Origin of the sequence: Nocardia sp. NBC_00881 (assembly GCF_045207455.1) — a bacterium.
Taxonomy (GTDB): Bacteria; Actinomycetota; Actinomycetes; order Mycobacteriales; family Mycobacteriaceae; genus Nocardia.
The window spans coordinates 7,637,637-7,655,100 of sequence record NZ_CP108798.1 but is presented as its reverse complement, the minus strand read 5'-3'; the positions used below and the strand labels follow the sequence as shown (position 1 = coordinate 7,655,100).

Annotated in this window: 14 protein-coding genes; 9 read left to right on the top strand and 5 right to left on the bottom strand. The window is 68.1% G+C overall.

What is annotated here, in order from left to right:
- Positions 1-122: 122 nt before the first annotated feature.
- The 5 genes from OH799_RS32450 to OH799_RS32430 all read left to right on the top strand — a co-directional run bounded on the left by OH799_RS32450 (position 123) and on the right by OH799_RS32430 (position 5,958).
- The gene (locus OH799_RS32450) at positions 123-1,928 is read left to right on the top strand and encodes a nitrite/sulfite reductase (RefSeq protein ID WP_406272211.1); all 1,806 of its coding nucleotides are present in this window, start codon (positions 123-125) and stop codon (positions 1,926-1,928) included.
- A gap of 20 nt (positions 1,929-1,948) precedes the next feature.
- Entirely contained in the window at positions 1,949-2,677 is a 729-nt protein-coding gene (locus OH799_RS32445; protein ID WP_406272208.1) for a phosphoadenylyl-sulfate reductase, read from the top strand.
- A gap of 150 nt (positions 2,678-2,827) precedes the next feature.
- Positions 2,828-3,760 carry a sulfate adenylyltransferase subunit CysD gene (gene cysD, locus OH799_RS32440; protein WP_406272206.1) on the top strand — a complete coding sequence of 311 codons (933 nt, stop codon included), beginning with the start codon at positions 2,828-2,830 and terminating at the stop codon, positions 3,758-3,760.
- A 1-nt stretch (position 3,761) separates the two neighbouring features.
- Positions 3,762-5,051, top strand: a complete 1,290-nt coding sequence (locus OH799_RS32435) for a sulfate adenylyltransferase subunit 1 (protein ID WP_406272203.1) — start codon at positions 3,762-3,764, stop codon at positions 5,049-5,051.
- 133 nt (positions 5,052-5,184) lie between these two features.
- Positions 5,185-5,958, top strand: a complete 774-nt coding sequence (locus OH799_RS32430; protein WP_406282794.1) for a sirohydrochlorin chelatase — start codon at positions 5,185-5,187, stop codon at positions 5,956-5,958.
- 343 nt (positions 5,959-6,301) lie between these two features.
- On the opposite strand, the gene OH799_RS32425 is transcribed toward OH799_RS32430, so the two are convergent.
- Positions 6,302-7,252: a helix-turn-helix transcriptional regulator gene (locus OH799_RS32425; RefSeq protein ID WP_406272200.1), complete on the bottom strand. Its 951-nt coding sequence runs from the start codon at positions 7,250-7,252 to the stop codon at positions 6,302-6,304.
- A gap of 97 nt (positions 7,253-7,349) precedes the next feature.
- Here OH799_RS32425 and OH799_RS32420 point away from each other — a divergent pair, with 97 nt between their 5' ends.
- Complete coding sequence (locus OH799_RS32420; RefSeq protein WP_406272197.1) at positions 7,350-7,760, top strand: VOC family protein; 411 nt, start codon at positions 7,350-7,352, stop codon at positions 7,758-7,760.
- A 225-nt stretch (positions 7,761-7,985) separates the two neighbouring features.
- Entirely contained in the window at positions 7,986-8,750 is a 765-nt protein-coding gene (locus tag OH799_RS32415; RefSeq protein WP_406272194.1) for an anti-sigma factor, read from the top strand.
- A 48-nt stretch (positions 8,751-8,798) separates the two neighbouring features.
- On the opposite strand, the gene OH799_RS32410 is transcribed toward OH799_RS32415, so the two are convergent.
- Positions 8,799-10,220 (bottom strand): flavin monoamine oxidase family protein, encoded by a 1,422-nt coding sequence (locus OH799_RS32410; protein WP_406272191.1) that lies wholly within the window; start codon positions 10,218-10,220, stop codon positions 8,799-8,801.
- A 99-nt stretch (positions 10,221-10,319) separates the two neighbouring features.
- Between OH799_RS32410 and OH799_RS32405 the strand changes: the two genes are divergently transcribed.
- Entirely contained in the window at positions 10,320-10,997 is a 678-nt protein-coding gene (locus tag OH799_RS32405; RefSeq protein WP_406272188.1) for a TetR/AcrR family transcriptional regulator, read from the top strand.
- A 262-nt stretch (positions 10,998-11,259) separates the two neighbouring features.
- Here the strand turns inward: OH799_RS32405 and OH799_RS32400 are convergent, their stop codons facing one another.
- Together OH799_RS32400 and OH799_RS32395 are read right to left on the bottom strand one after the other, a co-directional pair.
- The gene (locus tag OH799_RS32400) at positions 11,260-12,054 is read right to left on the bottom strand and encodes an HAD-IIB family hydrolase (RefSeq protein WP_406272185.1); all 795 of its coding nucleotides are present in this window, start codon (positions 12,052-12,054) and stop codon (positions 11,260-11,262) included.
- A gap of 98 nt (positions 12,055-12,152) precedes the next feature.
- On the bottom strand, positions 12,153-14,459 hold the full coding sequence (locus OH799_RS32395; RefSeq protein ID WP_406272182.1) for an Hsp70 family protein: 2,307 nt from the start codon (positions 14,457-14,459) through the stop codon (positions 12,153-12,155).
- A 500-nt stretch (positions 14,460-14,959) separates the two neighbouring features.
- Here OH799_RS32395 and OH799_RS32390 point away from each other — a divergent pair, with 500 nt between their 5' ends.
- The gene (locus OH799_RS32390) at positions 14,960-15,721 is read left to right on the top strand and encodes an SDR family NAD(P)-dependent oxidoreductase (RefSeq protein ID WP_406272179.1); all 762 of its coding nucleotides are present in this window, start codon (positions 14,960-14,962) and stop codon (positions 15,719-15,721) included.
- A gap of 159 nt (positions 15,722-15,880) precedes the next feature.
- On the opposite strand, the gene OH799_RS32385 is transcribed toward OH799_RS32390, so the two are convergent.
- Positions 15,881-17,464: an FAD-dependent oxidoreductase gene (locus tag OH799_RS32385; protein ID WP_406272176.1), complete on the bottom strand. Its 1,584-nt coding sequence runs from the start codon at positions 17,462-17,464 to the stop codon at positions 15,881-15,883.

Below are 17,464 nucleotides of genomic sequence, written 5' to 3'. Positions count from 1 at the left end.
CAGTCCGGGTCTCCCCGGCGATTCCCGAGACCGACTTCATCGGCCCGCTGACACCGCAGGCGTGAGTCAGCCCCTCACGCCCTCACGACGGACGTACCATCCACCCCGCAGGAGCGACCCCCATGACGTCGAGTACCGGCGCCGGTCCGACCGAGCAGCCCGAACCCCGGCCGGAGCACCACGCGCGCCCCGAACGCCCCGCCTCCGAACGCCGTGTCCGCCCGGACCGCCCGCGTCCCGTGGCGTCGACCGGGCCACGCGCCCGCACAGGCAAACCCGTGCGCCGCAAGGCCGAGGGCCAGTGGGCGCTGGGTTACCGCGAGCCGCTGAACCCGAACGAGCAGTCCAAGAAGGACGACAACCCGCTCAACGTCCGCGCCCGGATCGAGAACATCTACGCCAAGACCGGCTTCGACGGCATCGACAAGGGCGACCTGCGCGGCCGGTTCCGCTGGTGGGGTCTCTACACCCAGCGCGAGCAGGGCTACGACGGCAGCTGGACCGGCGACGAGAACATCGACATTCTCGAGGCCGAGTACTTCATGATGCGCATTCGCTGCGACGCGGGCGCGCTGAACGTCGCGCAGCTGCGCACGCTCGGCCAGATCTCCACGGAGTTCGCCCGCGACACCGCCGACCTCTCCGACCGCGAGAACGTGCAGTACCACTGGATCGAGGTGGAGAACGTCCCCGAGATCTGGAAGCGGATCGAGGCGGTCGGGCTGAAGACCACCGAGGCGTGCGGCGACTGCCCGCGCGTGGTACTCGGTTCCCCGCTGGCCGGCGAGTCGCTGAACGAGATCATCGACCCGACGCCCGCGATCGACGAGATCGTGCGCCGCTACATCGGCAAGAAGGAGTACTCCAACCTGCCGCGCAAGTTCAAGACCGCGATCTCCGGCCAGCAGGACGTGGTACACGAGATCAACGACGTCGCGTTCGTGGGCGTCGTCCATCCTGAGCACGGCCCCGGTCTGGACCTGTGGGTCGGCGGCGGGCTGTCCACCAACCCGATGCTGGCGCAGCGGGTCGGTGTGTGGGTGCCGCTGGCGGAGGTCCCCGACGTGTGGGAGGCCGTGGTCTCGCTGTTCCGCGACTACGGCTACCGCCGCCTCCGCACCAAGGCGCGACTGAAGTTCCTGGTCAAGGACTGGGGCATCGAGAAGTTCCGTCAGGTGCTCGAGGACGAGTTCTTGAAGCGCAAGCTGATCGACGGTCCCGCGCCGGAGCAGCCGACCAAGCCGATCGACCATGTCGGCGTGCAGAAGCTGCGCAATGGGCTCAACGCCGTCGGCTTCTCCCCCATCGCGGGCCGGGTGTCGGGCACCATCCTGACCAAGGTCGCCGACGCGGCGGAGCGGATCGGCTCCGACCGCATCCGGTTCACCCCATACCAGAAGCTGATCGTGCTCGACGTTGCCGACGACAAGGTCGACGCTCTGATCGACGAGCTCGAACCGCTCGGGTTGCAGGCCCGCCCGTCGCTGTGGCGGCGGAACCTGATGGCCTGCTCCGGTATCGAGTTCTGCAAGCTCTCCTTCGCCGAGACCCGCAAGCGGTCCCAGGTGCTGGTGCCCGAGCTGGAGGAGCGGCTCGCGGATCTCAACGCGCGGTTGGACGTCCCGATCACCATCAACATCAACGGTTGCCCGAACTCGTGCGCCCGGTCGCAGATCGCCGACATCGGATTCAAGGGCCAGCTGGTCGACGACGGCACCGGGAATCAGGTGGAGGGTTTCCAGGTTCACCTCGGTGGCAGCCTCGGTTTCGACAGCGCCTTCGGGCGCAAGCTGCGCCAGCACAAGGTGACCAGCAGCGAACTCGGTGACTACATCGAGCGCGTGGTGCGCAACTTCGTCAAGCACCGCGAAGACGGCGAGCGATTCGCCCAGTGGGCGGTTCGCGCCGACGAAGCCGACTTGAGATAAGTCTCGACGGGAGATCAATTGTGACAACCCAACTCGCGGAAAAGCTGTCCGAGGACGAGCTACGAGCCATCGCCACCCGAGGCGCGGCCGAGCTCGACGGCGCCTCGGCGACCGAGCTCCTGCAGTGGACCGAAGACACCTTCGGTGCGAGCTACATCGTCGCCTCCAACATGCAGGACGGCGTGCTGGTGCACCTGGCCGCCGAGGTCCCAAAGGACAAATCGGATGTGCTGTCGGTGCTTTTCTTAGACACCGGCTACCACTTCGCCGAGACCATCGGCACGAGGGACGCGGTGGAGGCGGTGTACGGGGTGAACGTGATCAACGTCCGCCCGGAAAACACTGTCGCCGAACAGGATCGGCTGCTGGGCAAGGATTTGTTCGCCCGCGAGCCGAACGAGTGCTGCCGGTTGCGCAAGGTCGTCCCGTTGCAGAAGTCACTCGCCGGGTACAACGCCTGGGTCACCGGTATCCGCCGGGTCGAGGCGCCGACGCGGGCGAACGCGCCGCTCATCTCGTTCGACGAGGCGTTCGGACTGGTGAAGATCAATCCGATCGCGCCGTGGTCCGACGACGAGATGCAGGACTATATCGAGCAGCACGGCATCCTCGTCAACCCCCTGGTGGAGGAGGGCTATCCATCCATCGGCTGCGCTCCGTGCACACGGAAGCCGGAGCCGGGCTCCGATCCGCGAAGCGGCCGTTGGGCCGGCCGCGCCAAGACCGAATGCGGGTTGCACACAGCATGACCGAGTCAGGGCCCGGAGGAGGCAGCATGCGTAACCACGCAGGGCACCTCGGGCATGCAGAAAAGGACACAGCATGACCGAGTCAGGGCCCGGAGGAGGCAGCATGCGTAACCACGCAGGGCACCTCGGGCATGCAGAGAAGGACACAGCATGACCGAAACCATCCGAAGCGAACGTTCCCTCGGCATCAGCGATTTCGACACACTTGCCGCGCTGGAGTCCGAGTCGATCCACATCTTCCGCGAGGTGGCGGGCGAGTTCGAGCGGCCGGTGATCCTGTTCTCCGGCGGCAAGGACTCCACCGTACTGCTGCACCTGGCGCTCGCGGCCTTCTGGCCCGCGCCGTTGCCATTCGCGCTGCTGCACGTGGACACCGGGCACAACCTGCCCGAGGTGCTCGAGTTCCGGGACGAGGTGGTCGAGCGCTACGGCCTGCGACTGTACGTGGCCAAGGTGGAGGACTATCTGGCCGACGGGCGGCTCACCGAGCGTCCCGACGGCATCCGCAACCCGCTGCAGACCGTCCCGCTGCTGGACGCGATCAGCGAGCACCGCTTCGACGCCGTATTCGGCGGCGGCCGTCGCGATGAGGAGCGCTCACGCGCCAAGGAACGGATATTCTCGCTGCGCAACGCCTTCGGGCAGTGGGACCCGAAGCGGCAGCGCCCGGAGCTGTGGAACCTCTACAACGGGCGTCACGCACCAGGCGAACATGTGCGCGTATTCCCGCTGAGCAACTGGACCGAGCTGGACATCTGGCGTTACATCGCCCGCAAGGACATCGATCTGGCGAGCATCTACTACGCACACGAGCGTCCGGTGTACCAGCGCGACGGCATGTGGATGACGCCGGGCGTATGGGGCGGCCCGCGCGACGGCGAGGTGCTGGAGGCCCGGTCGGTGCGCTACCGCACCGTCGGTGACGGATCGTCCACCGGCGCCATTCTTTCCGACGCGGCCGACAACGACGCGATCCTCGCCGAGGTCGCCGCGTCTCGACTGACCGAACGCGGTGCGACCCGCGGGGACGACCGGGTGTCGGAGGCCGCGATGGAAGACCGTAAACGAGAGGGTTATTTCTGACATGTCCGACCTACTGAGGCTGGCCACCGCCGGTTCTGTCGACGACGGCAAGTCCACTCTGGTCGGACGCCTGCTCTACGACACGAAGTCCGTACTGGCTGACCAGATCGACGCCGTCACGCGCGCGTCGGTGGACAAAGGTCTTGCCACACCGGATCTTTCGCTGCTCGTGGACGGGCTGCGCGCGGAACGCGAACAAGGCATTACCATCGATGTGGCCTATCGCTACTTCGCTACGCCGCGGCGTTCTTTCGTGCTCGCGGACACCCCCGGGCACGTGCAGTACACCCGCAACACGGTATCCGGCGCGTCCACCGCGCAGCTGGTGATCCTGCTGGTCGACGCCCGCAAGGGCGTCATCGAGCAGACCCGCCGACACGCCGCGGTGCTCGCACTGCTCGGCGTGCCGAAGCTGGTGCTCGCGGTGAACAAGGTCGACCTCGTCGACGACGCCGCCACCGTGTTCGCCGACATCTCCGCGGAGTTCACCGAACTCACCGGCAGGCTGGGCTGGTCGAGTGAGGACGTGCTGGAGATTCCGGTATCGGCGCTGCACGGCGACAACATCGCCACCCGTTCGGACAACACCCCGTACTATCGCGGCCCCTCGCTGATCGAGCATCTGGAGTCGGTACCGGTCGACGCCGACAGTACCGGGAATCATTCACTGGGACTGCGGTTCCCGGTACAGTACGTGATCCGGCCGCGCACCTCCGAGTACCCGGACTACCGCGGCTACGCGGGACAGATCGCGGCGGGCACGGTCGCGCCGGGCGACGAGGTCGTCGTGCTGCCCTCCGGTATCCGGACCACCGTCGAGCGAATCGACACCCCGGACGGCGAGCTCGCGGTGGCGCAGACCGGCCGCAGCGTCACGCTGATCCTGGCCGACGAGGTCGACGTCTCGCGCGGCGACATCATCGCCTCGGTCGCCGACGCGCCGGAGCCGATCGACACGTTCGACGCGACCGTCTGCTGGCTGGGCGACAAGCCGTTGCGCCCGGGCGCACGCCTGCTGCTCAAGCACGGCACCCGGACCACCCAGGCGATCGTCGGCACGCTGCTCGAGCGCTTCGACGAGCAGCGCCTCGCCGCAGACCCGAACCCGGAGTCATTGGCACTCAACGACATCGGACGCATCTCGGTGCGGGTCGCCGAGCCGATCGCGGCCGACGACTACCGGGTGAACCGGCACACCGGCAGCTTCCTGCTGATCGACCCGGCCGGTGGCAATACGCTGGCCGCCGGACTGGTCGGCGATGTGCTGACCGCAGTCGAGGTCGGCGCCTGAGATGCCGCCCACGCAGGCCTCTTTCGGCGCCGCGCCGGTCGTGCGCGGGTCCGGCCCGGCGCCATCCGGCGCCGCGACGTTCCGGGCCGCCCGATCAAGTTATGCGACCACCTGGCTCGGCTACCCACCCGCCATGACCGGCGGTATCACCGCCTCGAAGCCGCCCGCGCTGATCGCGGTCGCTCACGGCAGTCGTGATCCGCGGTCGGCGGCGACGGTGTCGGCGGTCGTCGCCGCCGTCGCGGCCGCACGCCCGGATATCGATGTCCGGCTCGCCTTCCTCGATCTCAACGCACCCTCGGTCGAGCAGGTCGTGGATGGTGTCGCGGCCCAGGGACATAGGCACGCGGTGGTGACGCCGCTGCTGCTCGGCAGCGCTTTCCACGCCAGAGTGGACCTGCCCGGTCTGCTCGATGCGGCCCGGGCCCGTCAGCCACAGCTGCGGCTGACCCAGGCCGACGTACTCGGCCCGGACATCGGACTGATCGCCGCGCTGCGGGATCGTGTCCTGGCCGCCTGCTCCGCGCGAAATGCTGTGCACCCCTTGGCGGATCGTCGCCTCGGCATAGCGGTCGCGGCGGTCGGCTCGTCCTCGGGCACCGCCAATGCGCGCACCGCCGAGGTGGCCGGTCGGCTCGCCGCGCTCACCGGATGGCGTACCGAGATCTGCTTCGCCACCACCGAACCGTCGGTGGCCGAGGCGATTGCCACACTGCGTGCCGACGGCGCGAGCCGTGTTTTCGTCGCGCCCTGGTTCCTCGCCCCGGGCCGGCTGACCGACCGTCTGGTCGGTGCGGCACCGCACGAGATCCACGCCGACGTCCTCGGCCCGCACCCGGCCCTCACCGACGTCATCCTGGACCGCTACCACGCGGCGATCGCCGAGCCGCACGCGCTCTCGGCCTGACCGGACGTAACCGCGAAGATGCCGCCGCCCGAAGGGCAGGGGCCACTCGGCGGAGAATGCAACCAGCGTTCAGCTACTGCGTGGCCCCACTCGGTTCTGGAAGATGCGCCGCTGCGGATTGCTGAGCTCACCGACGGACCCACTTCGAGTTGGTTCGGTCGGCAGCCGACGCGTATCGGCGTGTGACCGAATCCCGGCTTCGCGGTAAGTCCGCTGGTCCGTACGCAATCGACGCAGTGGCGAAGGCTCGGTCGAGCAGACTGTCCACGATGGAACGGGCGGTGGCGACAGCCCATTCTTCGCCCCCGCGTGGGCCCTCACCACAACCCTGGAGGGCGGTGCACTAGCCCCCATCCCGGTAGCGGTCGACTAGTTCGGTGCCGAGGCGGGCCAGTTCGACACGGACGTCGGGTGGGCCGAGGACTTCGAGCGAGGCACCCCACCCGGCCAGCTGCTGAGTGACCATCCATGCGGTCGGGGCGGTGATGCGGACCTGGACCCGGCCGTCGTCGGTGGGGCCGTCCACGACACAGTTCCTGCCCTGCTGGTCGCGCAGGATGGGTAGCAGGCGCTCAGGGACGAGAACGGTCGCTGCGGTAGTCGCGCGGTGTTGTTCCATCTCGTCGACCACCTGCTCCCAGGCGGCGGAGAGATCGAAATCGACGGGGCGGTGTGACTTTTCGTCGGTCGGGATCGCCTCTGCGATGCGATCGACACGAAAGGTTCGCTGCCCACGCTCGGTTCCGGCCACCAGGTACCAGACTGCGTCCTTGTCGACCAGACCCCACGGGTCGACGAGACGCTCGGAGCGCTCGCCTGCCCGGTCGGCGTAGTGCAGCCGAACCTTGGTGCGCTGGACCACCGCTCGCTGCAGCAGAGTCACGACCGGCGGCAGCTGCCGGGCGTTCGCACCCCAGCGGGCCGGGTCTATCACGATGGCGTCGGCCGCCGCCTCCGCGTCTTCGCGAAAGGGCTGCGGCAGCGCCCGGACCAGTTTGCGCAGCGCCGATTTCACCTCCGGCACCGCACCCGCGGACGGACCTGCCAGCAGGAACAACGCACGCGCCTCCCCTGCGGTCAGCCCGCTCAGGTCGGTGCGCGCACCGCCGACCAGCGACCACCCACCGCCACGACCGGGCTGCGGATACACCGGCACACCGGCCGCCGACAGCGCCTCGAGATCGCGGCGCGCGGTGGCTACCGAGGTCTCGAGTTCCGTGGCGACCTGCGCGGCGGTCACCCGTCCACGCGTCTGCATCATCAACAGGATGGCCACCAATCTGTCCGCTCGCATGCACACAATTCTGCCGAAAAAAGTGCTCATTCGGTGAGCACTTCAATTTGGATGATGGTTTCACAAGCACGAACGAGCACATCGAAGGAGATCCGACATGCTGCGAGGAATGGCGACGAGCACCTTCTACGCCGACGACCTGGAGGCCGCGAAGGACTGGTACACGGAGTTCCTGGGCGTCGAGCCCTACTTCCACGTCCCCAATGGCTACTACGAGTTCCGCATCGGCGACTACCAACACGAATTCGGCATCGTGAATCGCGCCTACGCCCCGGCGGGTGCGCGCAACGAGCCGGGCGGCGCCATCGTCAACTGGCATGTCGACGATCTGCGAGCAACGGTCGACCGGCTGCTCGAACTCGGCGCGAAGGAATACGACCCGATCACCGAACGCGGCACCGGAACGGGGTTCGTGACCGCCTCGGTAGTAGACCCGTTCGGCAACGTCCTCGGCCTGATGACGAACCCGCACTACCTCGAGATCCTCGCCGAAACCGGCCCGGCGTAGCCCGAGCGCGGCAGCATGGTGCCGGACGGGTATTCGTTTGCGAGCACCATGCCCCGCAACGTTTCCCAACCGGTCGCCTGCACCGCGGCACCATCTCAGGTGGGACGACTTCGCGGCGCGCCGGATAACCAGATGGTTGCGGCATGATCTGCGTCATATGATCGGCCGCACACGCCGTCGCTGCACAGACGGCATCCGGCTTGGTCAGGCTTGGAAGGACACCGTATGGTCATCCGCGCCCGAGCGGTACACGGCGCCTTGGGCGCCGATGGCGTCACCGGCACAGCAAACACCCCGGACCTGGTTCAGGGGGATGACGAGTCCATCCAGGACCTGGCGGTCCCCGATATCCGCACACACGGGGAGTCGCCCGCAGACGGACGGGGCGAGCTGGACTCGACCCGGATCATGCCACCGCTCGACACGCTCGGCCGCGCCGACATCCTGCCCCGACCTGACGCGCTCGGCCACACGAACATCCTGCCGCCGCTGGAGCTGTTCGGGGAGGACGACATCGCACCACTGCCCGCCCGTCACCCGTGGGCGACGCGAGTCGTGATCGGCATCGCGACGGCGGTGGCGGTCGCGGTCGCGGCGATCACCGGGTTCGCGCTGGCCGATCGGGCCGCCCACGGCGACGACACAGTCGCGACGGAGCAGGTACGCAGGGCGGCCGATTCCGTCACCCGCAAGGGCACTGTGGTGGCCGAGGGCGGCTCGGCAACAGCGCTGCTGTCGCACAGCGTGGGCAAGGTGGTCGTCTCGGCCGTCGGCCTGCCCGCGCTGGACCACGAACACGGCTACCAGCTGTGGCTGATTCCTAACGCGGGCGCACCGCGGTCGGCCGGAATGATGCACACCGCGGGCGGGCGCACCGAGCAGATGGCCGACCTGCGCGACGATACCGCGTTCGTCGTGATCACCACTGAACCCACCGATGGTTCGCTACAGCCGACCACGCCGATCGCGGTCCGGATCGACCTGGCCTGAGCCGACCGACAGGGGTTGGACGCTTGGACACTGACCGCCCCCGAGCGGTCATCGAGCCGGGCTCGCCGCGAGGACCTCGTCGGCGGCGCGTTCGCCCGCCTGGATGGCGCCGCTGAGGAAGCCGATCCATGCGTCGGCGGTCTCGACGCCTGCCCAATGCACACGATCGACCGGCGTGCTGGCCAGGCGACGCGCCGAGGTGAGTGCGCCGACCGCGAGACCGCCCTCGCAGCCGTGCGCGTACGGCTCGTCCTGCCAGTTCTTTTCGACATAGTGCCGGGGTGTGCGAGCGCGCGGCCCGAAGAGTTCGGCGCACACCGCCAGCACCGCACGGCGGCGTTCAGCGGCGTCGGCGGGTCCTCGGTCGGCAGGCAGATAGCCGGCCAGGATGCCCGCATTCCCGTCCTGCGGTGAGGCGTCGGTGAGCCCAGGTACCACGTCGAGATCGGTGAGCGCGGAACCGGACAGCCCGGCCTGCCGCCAGAACGGTTCGTCGTAGACGATATTGACCTTGCGGCCGTGCACTGGTTGCCAAGCGTCCTGCAGCGCTATGCGATCGACGGGCAGTGCAGGCTCGAAGCGCAGCTTTCGAATGCCCGAGGGAGCCATCGCGACGATCACTCGCTCCGCCGCGAACTCGGCGTCGGCGCAGCGCACCACTACGCCGGTGGAGTGCTGGGCGATCTCTAGCACGGAGCTGTCCAGAACCACGCGATCGCCCAGTGCCGCGGCCAGCGCGAGCGCCAATTCCTGTGCACCACCACTGAATCGATGTACCCGAGCGGGCGTACCGAGTAGCCTCCGCACACCGCCCCAGGTGTTGAAGAAGTGCAATGCGTAGAGCAGTGAGGTGGTCGCGGGCAGGTATCCGGCAACGTTCGCCTCGAGCAACCGGCGGGCCTGAGTCGACGGCACCTGTTCGCGCAGCCAGGAATCGAAGGCGCGGCAATCGAGCAGATCGGCGTCAGGGGCGGTCCATGGTGCCGCCGCGGGCACCGTGGCGGCGAGTTCGTCCAGCGCCGAGATGGCGCGGAGCACCTGCATCATCGCATCGGGCGGCAGCGGCAGGGTGGTTCGGAGCGCCGCGACGTGGAGGGCGACGCGGAGCAGGGGGCGCAGAACCGGCATACCGAACAGCTTCATGCCGCGAGAGTCGCCGAATCGGAAACTGTGTCTGGCGCCCTCGGTATAGAGCAGGAAACGCCCGTCGGATCGGCTCTCGAACAGGTCGACGCCGAGAGCCCCAGCGAGCCGGAACACATTGTGCTGCATGGGATAGACCAGGGTCGCGCCTTGGTCCAACGCGAGATCGCCCGCCCAGCCGGTCAGTGTTCGTCCGCCGACGCGCGCTCCGGCCTCCAGCACTCTAACCGAACGGCCGTGCTCGACCAGCCGCCGCGCGGCGGCCAGTCCGGACAATCCGCCACCGACGACCACCACATCGGTCTTGCGCACGTTACGTGTCGACATCATTACCTCCCGGATTCGAGCACTGGCCGTACATTGTACGTTCAGACCGTACAATGTACGTAACATCGTTCAATGTACGCGGTCCCGTATGATCGGGCAATGCCCGAGAGGAAGTCGATATGGCTGCGCCCGGCGAAGGCCGGGCGCGGTCGGCCTTCGCTGGATCTCGACCGGATCGTGACGGCCGCGGTCGCGCTGCTCGACGAGGAATCAGTCGCCGGATTGACCATGCGCAAGCTGGCCGAGCGGCTCGGCGTCCCGCCGATGACGCTCTACGGCTACATCGCCACGAAGGATGACCTGCTCGAATACGCGCTGGACGCGGTCTTCGCCGAGACGCTGGAAGATGCCGAACCCCGCGCGATTTGGCGAGCCGAGCTCGCCGCGATCGGACGACGCACCTTCGAAGCGCTGCTGCGCCACCACTGGGCGGCCGCACTGGTCGGCGACAACCCGCCGATGGGACCCGCGGCCGTCGCTCAATTCGGTGCGATCCTGCGAGTGCTCACCGCCGCGGGATTCACCGGCGAGCGACTGGAATCCGCGACAACGGGCTTCTACTACTACGTGCTCGGCGCGGCGCTTGCCGAATCGGCCTGGGCTGGAACCAGTTCGACCGTAGCGGAACTCACCGCCGATCTACCACGTCTGAGCTCTGCCGACGGCGCGGAGATCGCGCCTGCGGCCGAGTTCCTCACCGGCTACGCGAAGGCCGACGCGGGCCAACGCTTCGAGCGCGGTCTCGGCGCGATCCTGGACGGTCTTCGGCCCGCATAGCCACGGATTGCACGGACTTTCGCCGCCTGCCGGTGACGTCAGCATCGTGCCGCCTGCTTCCGGGCGATACACACCGCGGGTGAGCGTGACAGGCAGCGACTCGTCGGTGCGCAGCAGTACCGGTTGCCGCGATCACCTGGCAACTCGATCGCGTCGATGGGACTCATCCGGCGAACCACAGCTCAGCGGCATGGCCATTCGCCACTTCGCACGCAACGAACCTGACCGCGATGGGCGCGACCCGACCGAAAGGACGACCACGTCAGGCGCGGAACCATCGCTCCAAGACGGTCGCGACGCCGTCCTCGAGTACGTGGTCGGTAACCTCATCAGCCAGGCTCCGCACCTCTGCGGGGGCATTCGCCATCGCCACGGAATGCGCTGCCCAACGGAGCATCTCCCGGTCGTTGTAACCGTCGCCGATGGCCAAGGTCGCGTCGTGTGGAATGCCGAGGGACATGCGCAGTCGCTCGAGCGCCCAGCCCTTGGACACCCCCTGACGGGAGACGGTCAACCACGGGCCGAACTCACCGTGCACCCAGCTCGCTCCCGGCACCTGGAGGGTGCGCAACGCACGGAGCATCTCCGCCGGCGACCCGTCCGGCCACCAGCCGTTCAGCCGCGGGGTGGGTTCGCTGCTCAACGCGTGGTAGTCGACGAGCAGGTACTCCCCGATCGAGAACTCGCCTGGACTGATGCCGGTGGCCCAGGTTCCGATTCCGACCTTCTCCACGGCAAAGATCATTTCCGGGAACAGCGCACGCAGCGCGGTGACGGCCGGTGCGGGGTCGAAGGCCTGCACGGTGACCGGCTCCCCCTTCGCCACGTCGATGTGCACCGCCCCGTTCGAGCACAGCGCGTGCCCTTCGTTCAGACCGAGTTCGGTCAGCACGGACCGCGTCGTCAGCAGGGTGCGCCCGGTCGTCACGATGACATGCGCGCCTGCCTCGACGGCAGCACGCACGGCAGCGATCACGCGCGCACTGACCGGTGTCCCGGTGTCCAGCAGCGTCCCATCCACGTCCAGCGCGATCAGCTGGGGTCCCCCGCATACCACTAACCCATTGTGCCTCCGCACCGCGGCCCTCGTCAGCCGATCGACAGCACCGAGATACCTGCTCGCGCCGGAGAATTCGGCGCCGACTCGGCTGGGGTCTAACGACCGCGAGCTCCGCTCCCGCCTGCGCCGCCGACGCCACCGGGCGACGAACCGCCGGAGGTCGGCCCTCCGCCCGAGCCGAAACGGCCCGTGGAACCACCGGAAGATGAAGCCCCCGGGGAATTTCCGGCCGAGGACCCGCCGCTGGAAGACGGACGCCCAGCGCCACCACCCGACGCGGAACCACCGGGCGACGCACCTCCGGCATAGCCACCAGAGGACGCACCACCGGAGGTAGACGCCCCATTCGAGCCAGGACGCCCTGCCGCACCACCGGAAGACGAAGCCCCCGCGGAGTTTCCGGCCGACGCCGCGCCACTGGAAGATGAAGCCCCCGCGGAGTTCCCGGCCGACGCGCCACTGGAAGACGGACGCCCAGCGCCACCACCCGACGAGGAACCACCAGGCGACGTACCCGCTGTGGTGTCGCCCGACGACGCACCACCCGCGGGACCACCAGTAGAACTGTCCGAGGCGGAACCACCTGTCGAGGAACCTCCTGAGGTGGTACCGCCGGGGGCACCGTTGCCCGAAGACGCTCCACCGGTCCAGGTTCCCTCAGACGCTTCTGACGACGCGCCACCGGTTGAAGCACCGCCAGAGGAGGAGTCCGGTGGGGTGGCATCAGAGGGGTCGCCGTAATTTCCACCATGCGTTCCGGATGCCGGAGTACCAGACACACCCCCGGTGGACGGAGCTTCGGTCGAACGACCCGGCCTCGTCGCGCCGGGGCTGGTCGGGGTGGACCCGCGGTTCGGAACCCCAGGTGTCGAACCCGACTGGCGCGCAGGTGCGGTCGCGCCCGGTGCCGGGACCGGCGCCCCCACAGACGGTGCGGTCGGCGTCTCGTTACCCGACGCGGGCGGCTCAGCAGGCACCGGCGGCTCAGCAGGCACCAGCGGCCGAGTAGGCACGGGCGGCTGATCGGGGACTTTGGGGACGCGGTGGACGAAAGGACCGAACGGCAGCGGGTTCACGAAGTAGGCCGGGTTGGAGTACGTCCCGCCTCGGGATCCCTCCGGGCCGCAGCATGTTCGAGGCTCCCGATGCGGGCCGCTCGGTGAGTTGGACACCGAAGGACCAGGCGCCGTGCTGCGAGGCGCCGGCTTGACGAACCGGCTGTACGCGGAGGTTCGCGGCGAAAGCAACGACGGCATCACCTGCCCTGAGTTCCATCGCACGGGGGCGGCCATCCAGGACCAGGCCTCGGCGGCCTCGCCCCGCGCGTCGTACAGGATGGCGTCGGTCGGCGCGTCGATATCCGGTAAGCGGTCGAGCATCGGTGACAGCTCGGGAACAGTGGGACCGCCGAAGACGGTGACGGCCGACATGGCGACCGCTGAAACCACAGCGGCGCTGGAGAACACGGCCACGCGCTGCGCGCCGGCCCGGCCGCCGGACGCGCCGAGTGCCATGGTCCGCGCCGCCATGAGGGCGGCGCCCGCTGCGACAGTCTGCCCGGGGTCGGCCGAAATCACCACGGGTCGGCCGAGTTCGGCGAGCGTGCGCGCCACTTCGGCGGGCCGGGACGCGCCGCCGACCAGGAGGACACGACCGATGTCGGACATCGTGATCTCTGCCTGCCGGACGCAGGCACGGACCACCTCGAGCGAGTCGTGCACATGTGCGGTGCGGAGCCCGTCGATGTCGACGATCGACGTCATCGACACGCCCGCGGACCGCGGCGTGACGTCCGGGGCGTAACGCGCGATCATCGATCCCAGCGGCCTGCCACCGAAATCGTAGGAGCGAACCGGCTTTCCGATCATCGGATGGTTATCCCAATCCGGGCCGACGCGCACGACGGTCACGTCGAGGCTGGTGCCGCCGAGGTCATAGACCAGGACGAAGCTCGACTCCAGGGGGCCGTGCTCATGTTCCAACCATTCGGCCGCCGCCACCGGTTCGGGCACCAGCAGCACGTCGCCGCCACCGGAGAGGTCCAGCGCCTGGCGTAGCAGCGCGACCTGCTTGTCGGAATAGCTTGCCGGATAGGTCGCGATTACGCCGGACGCACATGCGCCGGGCTCGGCCGCGCGCAGTTCGTTCACCACCGCCGCGACCAGGTTGGCGGGCGACCAGATGCGGCCCCCGACGATCACGGTATCCGGGTCGCGGCTCAGGTCGGCGAAATCTTTGACTGCCGTCGTGAATTGGGGAATTCCGCCGATACGGAGTCTACCCGCACTGTCGAACGTCACCGCGGTGCGCCGCGAACGCACCACGGGACGAGTGCGCTCTCCGGTCACCGATGCCGTCACGGAGTTCACTGCACCGATGCTGAAACCCAAGCCTGTGGTCATCTGCTATCCCGTCAACGCACCGTGACCACGTCCATCACATAGGAGAACCATGTGGCCGCGGTCGTCTTCCAAACAGCGACTACAGGTTAGCTGCTTCGAGTCAATACATATGCGTAATTGATATGCAGTGTTTCGCTGATAGCCATGATCAATCCGAACATGCAGGTAGAACGATTAAGATCTCGCGTTCAGCACCCTCGACATGCCAATTCGACTGCGAGCCGCATATTTCCGCTACTTTACAGCGATTGCGATATGGCGGTCATAACCCAACCGAAGGACGGCTTTCCCACCCAGAAACACACCGCGCGATCGACACCGACCGGTCGGTAACCAGATCATTGCCATCGCTGGGGATTTCATGGAACGGCCGCGCCGCAGCAATTAATGACACGTCAAACGCAAAGTCCGATATACGCCAGCCTCGGCCGCTTCCGCCAGCTTGACTCGACAGCGCGACCACCACCGAGGTGGGTCGCGAGTGGAAAGGGAGTGCAGAGATGGGAACACGGTTCGCCGAGCAGGTCGTCCTGATCACCGGCGCCAGCTCGGGGGTGGGCAAGGCGGTGGCGATGCGGGTCGCCGGCGAAGGCGCCGCAGTCGTCCTCGGCGCGCGTGGCAAGGACGCGGGCGAGCAGGTTGCCACCGAGATCCGCGCGGCCGGCGGACATGCGCTGTTCGTGCCGACCGATGTCACGGTGGAGCAGGACGTGGCGCGTCTGACCCAGGCAGCGCTGTCCGAATACGGCCGTCTGGACGCGGCATTCAACAATGCGGGCGCCGTGCACGCGTTCGGGCCGATCGAAGAGATCGAGGAGCCGGGCTGGCGCGCCGACCTCGAGCTCAACCTCACCAGTGTGTACTACGGCCTGCGGCACCAGATTCCCGCGCTCGTCGCCTCGGGTGGCGGAGCGATCCTGAACAACGCCTCGAATCTCGGCGTGGTCGGAATGGGCTCTGTGGCGCCGTACGTGGCGGCCAAGCACGGCGTGGTCGGGTTGACCAGGGCGGCGGCATTGGAGGCTGCTGACAAAGGTATTCGGGTCAACGCACTGGTGTCCGGGGCGGTGGACACACCGGCGTTCCGGAACACGATGGGTGCGACGCCAGAGGCTGTGGCGACCATCGCCGCGCTGCACCCGCTGGGCCGGATCAGCACGCCGGAGGAGATCGCGTCGTTCTGCGCGTACCTGCTCAGCCGCGAGGCGAGCTTCGTCACCGGTGCGGCGCTGGCCGTCGACGGCGGGTTCACCGCGCGCTGACCATCCGGGTTCGGTCGCCGCGAGCGCCGAAGGGCCGGATGCCTGGTCCACGTCCTCATAGCGTGGGCCTGTGGCCGAAACGGCGGACGCTGGAAACGAAATACCGCGATGTGTGACCTCGAGGTACCGGCGGTGGCGGTACCTCGAGGCGGGGTTAGGTCAGGTGCGGGTCAGCAGACGGCGGACGCGGCTCGGGCGAGCGACGGCTCCCCCGGCGTGGACCGCGGGCCGGCGCCGACGCACCAAGCGGTCGAACTCCGCGGCGGTGCCGCCGGGTTCGGCCAGTCGGCCCGCGTTGAAGTCCGCGGCGAGCTGCCGCACCGTCTCCTGCGCGCAGGACTTGTTGGTTCCGATGAAGCCGGTGGGACCGCGCTTGATCCAGCCGGTGACGTAGCTGCCCGGCAGCAGCGCGCCGCCGACACGGTCCAGTACCCGCCCGTCCTGGTTCGGAATCACGGCCGCGGTCTCGTCGAACGGCAGACCTGGCACCGGAACGCCGCGGTAGCCGACCGAAGTGAGGACCAGGCCCGCGTCGAGCCGATCGGTCTCCCCCGTCGCGACCGCGCGGACGCGTCCGTCCGGATCGATGACGAGGTCGGTGCGGCCGACCTCGACGCCGGTCACCCGGTCGCTACCGAGGATCGCGGTGGGCGCGGCCAAGTATCGGAACACGATCCGCTTGCGCGTGCCGCCGGGGCGGGTGTGCAGGCTGTGCAGTAGCCGCAGCTTCTGTTCGACCTGATAGGGCAGCTCCGCATCGAGCTCGGGTAGCTCCCCCTCGATCACGACATTCACATCGGAGCCGAGCAGGCCGACGAATTCCGGCACAGTGAACGCGGATTCGAGCGGACCGCGGCGGCCGAGCACGACCACTTCCTCGAGCTTGCTCTCCCGCAACGCGCGCAGCGCGTACGGGGCGATATCGGTGTCGGCCAGCGTGTCGGGGTCACTGGTCAGAATGCGCGCGACGTCCAAGGCGACGTTCCCGTTGCCGACGATCACCGCGCGCTGCCCAGACAAGTCGAAGACACGGGCGGTGTGATCAGGATGTCCGTTGTACCAGGCGACGAAGTCGGTGGCCGACGCGCTGCCCGCCAGCCCTTCACCCGGGATGCCGAGCTTGCGGTCCGAGGACGCACCCACCGCGTAGATCACCGCGTGGAAGTGGTCGAGCAGCTCGGCCTGCGAAATGTGCGCCCCGATCTCGACATTCAGGTACGACCCGAACCCCGGCTGCGCCGAGATCACATCGAACAGTTCGCTGACCTTGCGTGTCTTGGGGTGGTCGGGCGCGACGCCGTGCCTGGCGAGTCCGTAGGGCGTCGGCAGCCGGTCGAACACGGTCACCGACACATCCGGCTGGGTCAGCAACTCGTCCGCCGCATACATCGCCGACGGCCCGGACCCCACGATCGCCACCCGGAGCGGCTGCCGCTCGGTATGGATCTTCGCCGCGGGCACCGGCCGCGCCAGCAGCGGGCGCGGGCGCGTCTGCCGGTAAAAATCCGCGTTGATCTCGATGAACGGCTTCTGCTCCTCGGTCAGCTTCTTCGATGACACGATGGCGTCGACTGGGCACGCGGTGGCGCAGGCGCCGCAGTCGACGCACGCCTCGGGGTCCACATACAGCATCTCCGCCGTCGGAAAGTCCGGTTCGTCGGGTGTGGGATGGATACAGTTGACCGGGCAGGCGTACACGCACGACGCGTCGCTGCAACAGGACTGGGTGACGACGTAGGGCAT